We start from the raw sequence: 11303 nt of genomic DNA on the forward strand, positions 1-11303 counted from the left end.
GGCCACCACTCAGCTTAGGGTCACCTTAGAAACCGTGCCACCCCCGGAAAAGAGGAGATCCGAATGCTGGACAGTATCCACCGCCCGCTGCGCGACGAACGAGTCAACGCCGTGCTCGAACGGCTCGCCGCGGCGCAGCAGTACCCGCCCGCGGACCCGCGTTCGGGTTTGTTGCGGGATCCGCACGAATACGGCGAATACGGCTTCTCGATCCTCCCGGAACAGGGCGATCTGCTGTACCTGTTGTGCCGTGGATCGGGGGCGACGCGGATCGCGGAGTTCGCCACCTCGGTCGGTATGTCGACGCTCTACTTCGCCGCGGCCGTGCGGGACAACGGGGGAGGGACGGTGATCGGATCGGAGATCGTGCCCGCGAAGATCGCCGCCGCGGAACGCAATCTCGCCGAAGCGGGATTGGCGGAATATGCCGACATCCGTGCGGGTGATGCCCGCGAGACCCTGCGCGATCTGGGCGGCCCGGTCGATTTCGCGCTGATCGACGGCTGGATGGGCAGCGATCCCTCGCTCGCCAGGGAGGTCATCGAATTCCTCGCGCCCCAGGTGCGGGTCGGTGGTTACGTACTGAACGACAATGCCGAGCCCGACTTCCTCGACTACATCCGTGATCCGGCCAACGGGTTCCTTTCGTTGAGCCTGCCGCTGCACGGGGGCACCGAACTGTGCGTCAAGGTGGCCGGCTGATCAGATCCGGGCCGAAAGGCCGCGGACGCCCGCGTCGCGCTCGGTCTTGCGGCGCTGGTGGTCGGCGAGCAGCACACAGGCCCCGGCGAGCAGCTGGGTGACCGTGATGACGAGGAAGGGCAGCACGTTGTCCGCCCCGTCGAGTTGTTCGAGCCAGCCGAAACTGTAGGGCGCGGCGAAGCCACCGATGTTGTTCACGGCATTGATGAGCGCGAACCCGCCCGCGGCCGCGGCCCCGCCGAGATAGGCGCTCGGCATGGTCCAGAACTGTGGCTGGGCGGCGTAGGCACCGGCGAGCGCGACACTGGTCATGGCGATGGCCAGGACGGCGTTGTCCATACCCACCATGGTGGCGCCGAATCCGGCCACCGAGACCAGTACCGGGGCCAGCACATGCCACTTGCGCGCCTCGGTGCGTTCGGCGAGCCTGCCGGTCACGTAGATCCCGACGGCGGCGGTGGCGAACGGGATCGCGGAGATGATCCCGACCTGGAGCGGATTCAGTGCCGTGGTGGATTTCCGGATGATCGTGGGCATCCAGTACACGAGCGCGTTGGCCCCGTAACCGAGCAACAGGTAGGTGATGGAAAACAGCCAGACCCGGCCATCGGTCAGCGAACGGCGGAACGTCCCCGGGGTGTTTCCCTCTCGCTGCGCCTGTTCCGCGGCGAAGGTCTCGGTGAGCCAGGCGCGTTCCGGTGCGGGCAGCCAGTTCGCCTTCGCGGGAGTGTCACTGAGCCTGCGCAGCACCAGCGGGGCGACCAGGATCGCGGCGACACCCTCGATCAGGAACACCCACCGCCACCCGGCGAGACCGAGCAGTTCGTGCGCGGACTGCAGGATCGAACCGGTGATCGGGCTGCCGAGCACCATGGCGATCGGCACCGAGAGGAAGAACAGGCTCAGTGCCCGCGCGCGGTGTTTGCCGGGGAACCACTGGGCGAGGAACAGGAACACCGCGGGAGCCATGCCCGCCTCGGCGATCCCGAGCGCGATGCGCAGAACGTAGAGCTGCCAAGGGGTCTGCACGAGCGAACCGGCCATGACCACCACACCCCAGGTGAGCATGATCCGGGTGATCCAGCGCCGGGTACCGAACCGCGCGGCGAGTTTGTTGCTCGGGATCTCGAAGAAGATCAACCCGATGAAGATCAATCCGCTTGCCAGGCCGAACCCGATGTCGGTGAGCCCGATATCGGCGGACAGCTCGGGCTTGATCATCCCGATGTTGACCCTGTCGATATAGGCGACGAAGTAGGCGAGCAGGATCACCGGAAGGAATCGCCTGCTGAGCCTGCGGATCGTGGTCCGCTCGGTGTCCACACGGGACGCTCGCTCGGTGGTCAAGATCGGCTCCTTTGCCGTATCGGTCCGGGTGCGCTCACCGGTCGCGCAGGCAGGCGGCGATCCGGTCCATCGCGAGGTGGATCCGGTCGGAGCCGGTGGCGAAGGAGAACCGCACATGTCCTTCGCCGCTGGCGCCGTATTCACTTCCCGGCCGCACCAGCACCCCGGATTCGCGCAACCGCGCGGCGAATTCCACCGAGGACACCTCGGGCGCGTAGCGCGCGAACAGATAGAAGGTGCCCTCCGGTGCGGCCGCGCTCAGTCCGGGGATCTCCGCGAGGCGATCGCAGAGCACGGTGCGCCGTTCGCGGTATTCGGCGAGCATCGCCTCGGCGAGCACGGGCCCGTTCGCGAGCGCGGTGCACGCGGCGCGCTGTACCGCAGTGTTGAGCGAACCGTTGACCGTGCGATGAACCCGGCTCGCCGCCTGCACTACCTCGGCGGGGCCACCGAGGTAGCCCACCCGCCAGCCGGTCATGGCATAGGTCTTGGACAGGGTCTGCGCGTACACCACGCGATCCCGCAGCGATTCGATGCTCAGCGCGGAGTGGAAGCGGTTCGGCGGGTACACGATCGCGTCGTAGGCCTCATCGGCGAGCACCAGGGTGCCGGTTCCGGCGAGAAATTCCCCGAGCGCGCGCAGTTCCCCTTCGCGGTGCACCACTCCGGTCGGGTTCGCCGGATTGGCGAAGACCACCAGCCGGGCACCGCGGACCGCTTCGCGCAGCGCGTCCAGGTCCCAGTGGAAATCCGCCGCGGGAGCTACGGGCACCGGTTCCCCACCGGCCAGCCGCACCAGATCCGGGTAAAGCGAATAGCACGGCTCCGGGATCACCACCCGGTCCCCGGGATTCACGATGCCCAGTATCGCCGCGGCGAGCGCGGCCGTCGCCCCATGGGTGATCAGCACCTGGTCCGCGGTGAACGGTCCGCCCGCGATCCCGGACAGCGCACCGGCCACCGCCTCGCGCAGCTCGGGGAGCCCGTTCTGGTTCGCGTAATGGGTTTCCGCGCCGCGCAGCGCCTCGATCGCGGACTCGACGATCACATCCGGGGTGTCGAAATCAGGTTCGCCGATCGCGAGCGAGACGGCGTTCCCACTCGCCCCGGCGAGGTTGGGGCGCAGTGAATGCCGGGCCACCCTGGTGACCGCCGCGGCGGGTTCGAACGTGGTCATGCCGCGGCTCCTTCCGCGCGGATCCGTTGCCGCAGAACGGTTTCGTAGTGCTCGATCGTTTCCAGGCGGTCCAGCAGCCCCGCGGCCCGTCGCGGGGAGACCACGGCAACCCCATCGGCGTCGGCGACCACGATGTCTCCCGGATTGACCACGACACCACCGATCGCGACCGGTTCCCCGATCACCCCGGGCCCGTTCTTCGTCGGCCCGGCCGGGCTGCTCGCCCGCGCCCACAGCGGCAGGCCGAGCTCGGCGATCGCGGCCGCGTCCCGGGTCGCACCGTCCAGCACCACCCCACGGACCCCGCGGGCGCGGCAGATCTCGGCGAGCAGATCCCCGAACACCGCGCGGGAGTTCTCGCCGAGCGCGTTCACCACGAGCACATCGCCGGGGACCGCCTCGTCCAGCGCGCGGTGGATGGCGAGGTTGTCGCCTTCCCTGGTCAGCACCGGCAGCGCCGCTCCGGTGCACCGCGCGTCCGGCCACTGCGCCCGCACCGTGCCGTTGACCAGGCCGAGCCGGTCTTGGGCATCGCCGATGTTCGCGGTGGGGAACGCGGCGAACGCGGCCAGGGTTTCCGCGTCCGGCCGGGGCCATGCGGGCGCCACCCGGCAGCTGTCCGCCGGGGCATCGATGAACATGAGTACGCCTCCACTGAAGTGAGATAGCCGTCTAACTTAAGACAGATACCTCACTTCAGTGAGCGAGTCAATCGCGCGTGCTGCCCTGCCAGCCGTGCAACGCCCCGAGGAAGGCGCCGACCAGCCTGCGCTGCACGGCCTCGGTGTCACCGTCGAATTCGCTGGTCAGGTCGAGTACTTCGCGCGGGTCGAACAGGATGTTGCTCAGGAACCGGGCCTCGAAGCGGAGGTCTTCCGACAGCTCCAGCTCGGCGAGCAGTTCGCGCAACGGACGGTCCCAGGCGATGGTGCCCTCCGTGATCACCGGATCCCCGGCATGCAGCCGTTCGAGAAAACCGCGACGGGAGCGCAGTTGCACCATGACCGGCCCGTGTGCGCCGATCAGCCTGATCCACTCGCGAACCACGTCCTCGAACAGCGCCCGCCCGGTGCCCGTCGCGGCCTCGCTGTGTGCGCGCAGCTCTGCGAGCACGTCGAACAGGTACGCGCTGTACAGTTCCTCGACACCGGCGAAATAGCGGTACGCCGTTGCCGGGGCGATTTCCGCGCGCGCGGCGATCGCGTGCATGGAAACCTCGTTCGGCGCCTCGCGCACCAGTTCGCTCGCCGCTTCCAGGAGGCGGCGCCGATTGCGCACCGTGTCCTTGCGGAGGCGACGCCCACCCCGCGAATCCAGAGCACTCACCTTCAACCTTCGTGGCCGGTCAACGCTCGAACCCTAACAATGCGGGTGTCCTGGCCATCCGGGGCGAGTGTTGACTTTCCGGTCCGCCGCGTGTTCACTGCGCTATCAGTACAAATGTACACAGGCGGGTTTTCGAGGGGAGTTTTCGTGCGTCGATCGCACTGGCTGGTGTCCGTTCTGGTGGTGGCCGGGCTCGTCGTGGCGGCCTGCGGCGCGGGTGGTGCCCGGGATGCCGGGCAGACGGTGCGGCTGACGCACTGGCCGAAGCCCGCCGCCGAGGCGCTGGCCCGCACGATCTCGGCGAACACCGATCAGGGGCGTTACGCGACCTTCGATGCGGACAACACCATCTGGAATCACGATCTCGAGGAAGCGCTGATCCCGTTCATGGAAATGCGCGGGGAGCTGAGCCCGGCGAGCCTCGATTCTTCGCTGAAACTGATTCCATTCAAGGCGAACGAAAGCCTGTACTCCTATTATCAGCGGTTGTGCGAGATCGACGACAAGGTCTGCTATCCGTGGGCCGCACAGGTGTTCGCCGGGCATTCGCTCGCCGAACTCAAACGCACCGTCGATGCGCTCATGGCACGCACGGAGCCGATCCCGGTCACGTACTACTCCGGGGAGACCGTGAAACACGACGAGGTCACGCCGCCGCGGATTTTCCCCGCACAGCGCGAACTCATCGAGGCGCTGCGCGCGCACGGTATCGAGGTCTACGTGGTCAGCGCCGCCCACGAGGAATTGGCGCGCATGGTCGTCTCCGATCCGAAATACGGTCTGCGTATTCCGCAGCGGAACGTGATCGGGGTCAGCACGCTGCTGCGTGACCCGGAGACCGGAATGCTCACCACCGCGCGGAAACAGATCCGGGAAGGGCACTTCCTGGACGAGCAGTACCCGCTGGCCAAGCACATGGCCATGCGCGTGACGCCGTATCCGTGGTCGCCGCAGACCTGGTACCAGGGCAAGAAGGCGGCGATCGAGGACTACATCTCGCACTATGCCAAGCCGATTCTCGCCGCGGGGGATTCGCCGAGCGACTGGCCGATGCTCTTCGACGTGGACAGCGGGCGAACCGGTGCCCGGGTGTGGGTGGACCGCGGCAAATACGACGACCGGCTCCGCGCGGAGCAACACCAGCGCCTCGCCCAGCAGCGAACGGCCGGGGTGCCCGCGGAGGCCGAGCGCGCCTGGGCGCGCGCGAAACAGAACGAGCTCAGCCACTAGTCCGAATCGTCCAAGACCGGCTCGCCGAAGCCGCCCTACGGTGGGCCCATGACTGTCGACCTCTCCGCCGCCTCGGCCTTTCTCACCAAGCATGCCCGGCTGCTCGACCGGCAGCGGTATCGGCAGCTGACCGGCGTGGCCGGTCCGGAGCCGGTACTCGCCGCGCTCGAGGCGTACCGCAATCCGGACGGCGGCTACGGCTGGGGCCTGGAACCTGATCTGCGTTCGCCGGAGAGCCAGACCGGTGCGGCGCTGCATGCCTTCGAGGTGTTCGCCGAGGTCGGGCCGAGCACCACCCCGCGGGCCGGTCAGCTGTGCGACTGGCTGGACTCGGTGACCCTGTCCGGTGGCGGGCTGCCGTTCGCGCTGCCGGTCACCGATACGACCGGTTGCGCGCCGTTCTGGTCCGGCGCCGATCCGGTGGAACCGTCCCTGCAGATCTCGGCGATCGTCGCGGAGAACGCGCACCGCGTCGCCGTACACGATCCGGCAGTGGCCGCGCATCCCTGGCTCGCCGGGATCACCGACTACTGCCTTTCCGCGATCGGCGGCCTCGAACAGCGGCCGCACGCCCTCGTGCTCGCCTTCGCGGTGCGGCTGCTCAACGTGCTCGCCGAAACCCGTCCGGAGGCGCTGCCGCTGCTGGACCGCTTGGCTGCCTTCGTGCCCCGAGGTGGGCGGCTGCACGTGGAAGGGGGCGCCGAGGACGAACTGATGCGCCCGCTCGATTTCGCCCCGCTTCCCGGACAGCCCGCGCGGAACCTGCTCGACCCGGTCGCGGTCGAGGCCGAGCTGCACCGGCTGGCCGAGGGGCAGCAGGCCGACGGCGGATGGCGGGCCGATTTCCACAGCTACTCGGCCGCGGCGGCCCTGGAGTGGCGCGGCTACCGTACCGTCGGCGCGCTCTCGCTGCTGCGCGGCAACGGATTCCTCGACTGAGTCCGCCCACCACAGGGGGCAGTGCATCCGGAGATGGCGAACCTCGCCGGACAGGACCGCGCGCATCAGGAGTTGCTGCGCGGCAGGCCGGGCGGGTTCACCTCGGAATCGCGCACGGCCTCGCCGGACAGGTGGTAGGCGGCGAGCCATTTCGCGTACTGGCCGTGCCGGATCAGGTAGTCGATCGCCGTGGCGAGCGGTTTGGCCAGGCCGTTGCCGCGCTTGGTGGTCGCCGCGATCAGCCCCTGCTGGCTGGTGCCCGCCCCGGAGTAGGTTCCGGCGATCCGGGTCGGTCCGGGCGTCTTCGCGGTTTGCGTGACGTGGTAGGTGATCCCCGGATCGGTGGCCAGATAGGCGTCGATCCGGCCGGACTGCAGGGCGAGGTAGGTCCCGTTCTTGTTGCCGAAGTTCCGGATGCGCAATTCCTTGCCTTCGGCGGCCAGCCGGTCCCGCCACTGGGTGAGGATCTTCTCCTGATTGGTCCCCGAATCGACAGCAACGGTCTTCCCGGCGAGGGCTTCGTAGTCACCGGTGAAGTTCCAGGTGTCCGCTCGCCGGGTTTCGAAGGCGAGCTCGTCCTTGCGGTAGGAGGCGAAATCGAAACCCTGATCCTTGCGCTGCTCGGTGACGGTGATGTTGGAGAATCCGGCGTCGAACTGTCCACTTTGGATTCGGACGAAGTTGTTCTGCCAGGAGGCGTTCTGCACATCGGCGGTGAGCCCGAGCACCGCGGCCACGAGCCTGCCGAGATCGGGCTCGGAACCGGTGAGCGTCTGCTGGTCGGTTCCGATGTAGGACAGTGGTGGGGATCCGTCCGGTAGCGCGCCGACCCCGATCACCAGCTCGCCGCTGTCCCGGACCGCCGCGGGCAGCTGGTTCCGGATCGCGGCGACCGTGGGCACGCTGAGCTTGACCGGTTTGCCTTCCGCGGTGTTGGCCGCGATGGTGACGGTTCCGTCGCTCGCTGCCGGGTCCGGTTCTCCGGTACCGCAGCCGGCGAGCACCAGCACGGTGAGCATCGCGACCGTCGTCCGGGATTTCCAGCTGAGCATGGATATATCACTCCTTCATGCGACGCGGCGCAGGAATTCCCGGATGCGCTCGTGCCCCGGATTGTCGAGTACCGCTTCCGGCGGGCCCTGTTCGACGATGCGGCCCTCGTCGAGGAACACCACGAGATCGGCGGCCTCGCGGGCGAACGCGATCTCGTGGGTCACCACGATCATGGTCGTGCCGGACGCAGCGAGGTCCTTGAGTACGGTGAGCACCTCGCCGACCAGTTCCGGATCCAGCGCCGAGGTCGGCTCGTCGAACAGGATCAGCTCCGGTTCGAGCGCCAGGGCGCGGGCGATCGCCACCCGCTGCTGCTGTCCGCCGGACAACCGGCGCGGATAGGTCCCGGCCTTGTCCGCGAGACCGACCCTGGCCAGCAGTTCGTGCGCGTGCTTCTTCGCCTGAGCCTTCGGTTTCCCCTTGGTCACCACCGGTGCCTCGATGATGTTGTCCAGCACGCTCAGATGGTCGAACAGGTTGAAGTCCTGAAAGACGAAGCCGATGCGGGAGCGCTGGCGCAGGATCGCCGATTCGCCGAGTTCCTTGAGGCGATCGCGGTGTACCCGTACCCCCATCGGCTCGCCGTGCACGCTGACGTACCCGGTGTCGGCCGGTTCGAGGTGGTTGATCGTGCGCAGCAGGGTGGATTTCCCGGAACCGGAAGGGCCGATGACCACCGCCACCTGTCCACTGTGGATGGTGAGCCGGATCCGGTCGAGCACTCGGTGCGCGCCATAGGATTTGCTGACATCGCGGATTTCCATGGCCGCGCTCATCGGGCCACCCCGAGGTTGCGCAGTGCCCCGCGGAAGCGCCGTGCCGGTGCGGTACCGCGCTGCGCGCCTTGGGAGAAGTACCGCTCCACGTAGTGCTGCACGATCGACAGCAGGCTGGTGAGGATGATGTACCACACCGTCCCGACCATGAGCAGCGGGATGATCTGGCCGCTGTTCGTGCTCGCCTGGGTTTCCACGACGCCGAACAGCTCGAGCAGCGAGGTGATGTACACGACCGAGGTTCCCTTCAGCAGGCCGATCAGCTGGTTGGCATAAGACGGAATGATGGTGCGGGCGGCCTGCGGCAGGATGATGCGGCGGTACTGCCGTGCCTTCGGCAGCCCGAGTGCGGCCGCCGCCTCGAGCTGTCCGTGGTGCACCGAGATGATTCCGGAGCGGACGATCTCGGCCGCGTAGGCCGCCTCGTTGAGACTGAGCCCGAGCACCGCGACCACGAAGAAACTCAGCAGATCCGTGGCCCGGAACGTGACGAACGCCGGTCCGAACGGGATACCGAGGCTCAGTACGTTGTACAGCGCGGTGACGTTGGCGAGGAACAGCAGCAGCACGATCAGCGGAATCGAGCGAAAAATCCAGATATACCCCCAGGAGATCGCCCGCAGCACCGGGTTTCCGGAGAGCCGCATCAGCGCGAGCACGATGCCGCCGAGCAGACCGAACACCGCGGTCAGCCCGGTCAGTTCCAGGGTGAGTAGCAGTCCGTGCAGGATCACCGGCCGGAAGAACCAGTACCCGAACACCGGCCACTGGAACACCGGATTCGTCACCAGCGCGTGGACGAATTGGGCCAGCAGCACCAGAGCGATCGCGGCGAGGATCCACCGGCCGGGATGGTGCTGCCGCAGGACCGGTTTCGCGGCCAGTTCGTCGAGCCGTGCCGCGTCGAGTGGTGGGGAAGAGCTTGGGCGCAAGGGGATCACTCCGGGCAGCGATGAATCGATGCGCAGTACTGTCACCGAAGCACCGCCGGGTTGTCGAGCGCCGGATCCGCTTTCCCAGATTGCGAGGTCCCGCTCCGATATGTTCGCAGCCGGGGATTGTCGGTCACCGAGGCGCCGCCGTTCCGGTATGTGGATGGCACACGTCCGTGTGATGCCGAACCGGTAACGTCGAGGCGTGCCGTCCTCGCTGCGTGAACTCGACAATCCGGCGTGGACCTCGTTGACCGGACCACACGCGCGATTCGCGCTACGGCACGGAAAAGCCCGGAGATACCCGGCCGCCATCGCCCCGTTCGTCGCGGTCCCCGATGTGCTCGACGGGCAGGTGTGGCGTGACCTTGCCGCGCTCGCCGGTCCCGGTTCGCTCGTCTCGCTCGCCGATCCGGCGGGCATGCCACCGGAGCACTGGGAGGCCGTGAGCGCCGTGCGCGGAGTGCAACTCGACGGTTCGGCGGTGTTCGGGGCGCCGGACCACGAAGCGGTCCGGCTCACGGCCGCGGACGTGCCCGAAATGCTGGAGCTCGTGGCGCGCACGAAACCCGGCCCGTTCCGGTCCCGCACCATCGAACTCGGCACCTATCTCGGTATCCGGCGTGATGGCGAGCTCATCGCGATGGCGGGGGAACGGTTGCATCCGCCCGGCTGGACCGAGATCAGCGCGGTGTGCACCGATCAGCGTTACCGCGGTCAGGGCTTGGCCACCCGGCTCGTGTTCGCCCTCGCCGCGGAGATCCGGTCCCGGGGCGAGACTCCGTTCATGCATGCCGCCGCGGACAACATCGGCGCGATCCGGCTCTACGAATCGCTCGGTTTCCGGCTGCGCAGGCCGCGCCGGTTCGTCAGCGCCACGGTGCCCGGCGCCGAGCCGGTCACCGGTCCGGCGTGTCCGCCATGAGGCGTTCGAGGGTGCGCCGCCCCATCCGGCTCATCGCCGGGTTGCTGTCCACGTAGTACCAGACCGCGCCCATCGACTGTTCGAAAGCCCAGGCCTTGCCGCGCTCCCACGCCGCCTCCGTGCAGCCGAGGGCGTCCCGGAACACCTGCCGTGGCCCGGTTTCGAGCAGATGCCAGGCGGCCACCAGGTCCAGCGCCGGATCGGCCGGGCCGAGGCCGCCCACGTCGAGCACCCCGGCCAGGCGCCCGCCGGAGACCAGGACATTGCCGGGGATCAGATCGCCGTGGCACAGGACATCCGTGCCCGGGGGCGGTAATTCCCGCATCGCCGCCCACATCCGGCGCAGCCGTGGAACATCCAGGAGCCGTTCACTGCGGGCGAAGCAGGTCCGCATCCACTCGTCGTGGGCGCGCAGTTCGCCGCCCCGGCCGGATCCGCCGAACCGCCTGCCCCGGGTGCCGATGGCGCGCACCCCGCTGATGAACTCGGCCAGGTCCCGCCCGAAGCCCGGCGAGGAGCCCGGATTCTCTTCGGTGGCCACGACACCGGGCAACCAGGTCTGCACCGACCAGGGAAGCGGATAACCGGCCCCGGGGTCACCGAGGGCCACCGGTTCGGGGGTCGGAAACCGGGTGCGGCCGGCGAGTTCACGTGCCGCGGCCGCCTCCGCCTCCAGGCGCTGCCGCAGCTGCCCGATTCCGTCTGGCTGCAAGGGTAAGCGCGCCGCGAGCCGATCGCCGATCGGGAAGATGGCATTGACGGTTCCGGTGGCGGTGACGCGCCGGACCGGCAGCTCTCCCCATTCGGGGAACTGCTCGCCGACCAGTGCGCGCACCGTTTCCGGTGCCACGGTCAGCTGGCCGGCATGCATGTTCATCCGTACAGCATCACGGTCC

12 protein-coding genes are annotated in these 11303 nt (G+C 68.2%); 4 read left to right on the forward strand and 8 right to left on the reverse strand.

The features are described 5' to 3' along the window. Positions 1-63 precede the first annotated feature (63 nt). Positions 64-702 carry an O-methyltransferase gene (locus A37U_RS0107205; protein WP_020495948.1) on the forward strand — a complete coding sequence of 213 codons (639 nt, stop codon included), beginning with the start codon at positions 64-66 and terminating at the stop codon, positions 700-702. Here the strand turns inward: A37U_RS0107205 and A37U_RS0107210 are convergent, their stop codons facing one another. The 4 genes from A37U_RS0107210 to A37U_RS0107225 form a co-directional block, all read right to left on the reverse strand. After that, a complete protein-coding gene (locus A37U_RS0107210) occupies positions 703-2049 on the reverse strand; it encodes an MFS transporter (protein WP_157182674.1) in 1347 nt (448 codons plus the stop codon). Between the two features lie 34 nt (positions 2050-2083). Beyond that, complete coding sequence (locus A37U_RS0107215) at positions 2084-3226, reverse strand: pyridoxal phosphate-dependent aminotransferase (RefSeq protein ID WP_020495950.1); 1143 nt, start codon at positions 3224-3226, stop codon at positions 2084-2086. Then, positions 3223-3867, reverse strand: a complete 645-nt coding sequence (locus A37U_RS0107220) for an RraA family protein (RefSeq protein WP_020495951.1) — start codon at positions 3865-3867, stop codon at positions 3223-3225. Before A37U_RS0107220 ends, A37U_RS0107215 begins: the two co-directional genes overlap by 4 nt. 67 nt (positions 3868-3934) lie before the next feature. Next, positions 3935-4552, reverse strand: coding sequence for a TetR/AcrR family transcriptional regulator (locus tag A37U_RS0107225; RefSeq protein WP_020495952.1), 618 nt, complete (start codon positions 4550-4552; stop codon positions 3935-3937). Between the two features lie 147 nt (positions 4553-4699). Here A37U_RS0107225 and A37U_RS42690 point away from each other — a divergent pair, with 147 nt between their 5' ends. After that, entirely contained in the window at positions 4700-5782 is a 1083-nt protein-coding gene (locus A37U_RS42690; protein WP_157182675.1) for an HAD family hydrolase, read from the forward strand. Positions 5783-5830: 48 nt separating this feature from the next. Then, the gene (locus A37U_RS0107235; protein WP_020495954.1) at positions 5831-6721 is read left to right on the forward strand and encodes a hypothetical protein; all 891 of its coding nucleotides are present in this window, start codon (positions 5831-5833) and stop codon (positions 6719-6721) included. A 65-nt stretch (positions 6722-6786) separates the two neighbouring features. On the opposite strand, the gene A37U_RS0107240 is transcribed toward A37U_RS0107235, so the two are convergent. The 3 genes from A37U_RS0107240 to A37U_RS42695 are packed head-to-tail and all read right to left on the reverse strand — an operon-like array spanning position 6787 to position 9527. Then, positions 6787-7773, reverse strand: a complete 987-nt coding sequence (locus A37U_RS0107240) for a transporter substrate-binding domain-containing protein (protein ID WP_020495955.1) — start codon at positions 7771-7773, stop codon at positions 6787-6789. Between the two features lie 15 nt (positions 7774-7788). Further along, positions 7789-8550: an amino acid ABC transporter ATP-binding protein gene (locus tag A37U_RS0107245; protein ID WP_026196950.1), complete on the reverse strand. Its 762-nt coding sequence runs from the start codon at positions 8548-8550 to the stop codon at positions 7789-7791. Beyond that, positions 8547-9527, reverse strand: a complete 981-nt coding sequence (locus A37U_RS42695) for an amino acid ABC transporter permease (protein ID WP_020495957.1) — start codon at positions 9525-9527, stop codon at positions 8547-8549. Before A37U_RS42695 ends, A37U_RS0107245 begins: the two co-directional genes overlap by 4 nt. Positions 9528-9687: 160 nt before the next feature. Between A37U_RS42695 and A37U_RS0107255 the strand changes: the two genes are divergently transcribed. After that, positions 9688-10407 carry a GNAT family N-acetyltransferase gene (locus tag A37U_RS0107255; RefSeq protein WP_020495958.1) on the forward strand — a complete coding sequence of 240 codons (720 nt, stop codon included), beginning with the start codon at positions 9688-9690 and terminating at the stop codon, positions 10405-10407. Here the strand turns inward: A37U_RS0107255 and A37U_RS0107260 are convergent. Further along, complete coding sequence (locus tag A37U_RS0107260; protein WP_020495959.1) at positions 10382-11284, reverse strand: aminoglycoside phosphotransferase family protein; 903 nt, start codon at positions 11282-11284, stop codon at positions 10382-10384. The two genes, A37U_RS0107255 and A37U_RS0107260, sit on opposite strands and share 26 nt — an antisense overlap. Between the last annotated feature and the right edge of the window lie 19 nt (positions 11285-11303).

The sequence above is a fragment of the Sciscionella marina DSM 45152 genome (assembly GCF_000379465.1).
GTDB lineage: Bacteria > Actinomycetota > Actinomycetes > Mycobacteriales > Pseudonocardiaceae > Sciscionella > Sciscionella marina.

What these genes read in the sequence shown, in the direction of transcription:
- A37U_RS0107205 (WP_020495948.1), top strand. Translation starts at nt 64, where the DNA reads ATGCTGGACAGTATCCACCGCCCGCTGCGCGACGAACGAGTCAACGCC.
- A37U_RS0107215 (WP_020495950.1), bottom strand. Translation starts at nt 3,226, where the DNA reads ATGACCACGTTCGAACCCGCCGCGGCGGTCACCAGGGTGGCCCGGCAT.
- A37U_RS0107220 (WP_020495951.1), bottom strand. Translation starts at nt 3,867, where the DNA reads ATGTTCATCGATGCCCCGGCGGACAGCTGCCGGGTGGCGCCCGCATGG.
- A37U_RS0107235 (WP_020495954.1), top strand. Translation starts at nt 5,831, where the DNA reads ATGACTGTCGACCTCTCCGCCGCCTCGGCCTTTCTCACCAAGCATGCC.
- A37U_RS0107240 (WP_020495955.1), bottom strand. Translation starts at nt 7,773, where the DNA reads ATGCTCAGCTGGAAATCCCGGACGACGGTCGCGATGCTCACCGTGCTG.
- A37U_RS0107245 (WP_026196950.1), bottom strand. Translation starts at nt 8,550, where the DNA reads ATGAGCGCGGCCATGGAAATCCGCGATGTCAGCAAATCCTATGGCGCG.
- A37U_RS0107260 (WP_020495959.1), bottom strand. Translation starts at nt 11,284, where the DNA reads ATGAACATGCATGCCGGCCAGCTGACCGTGGCACCGGAAACGGTGCGC.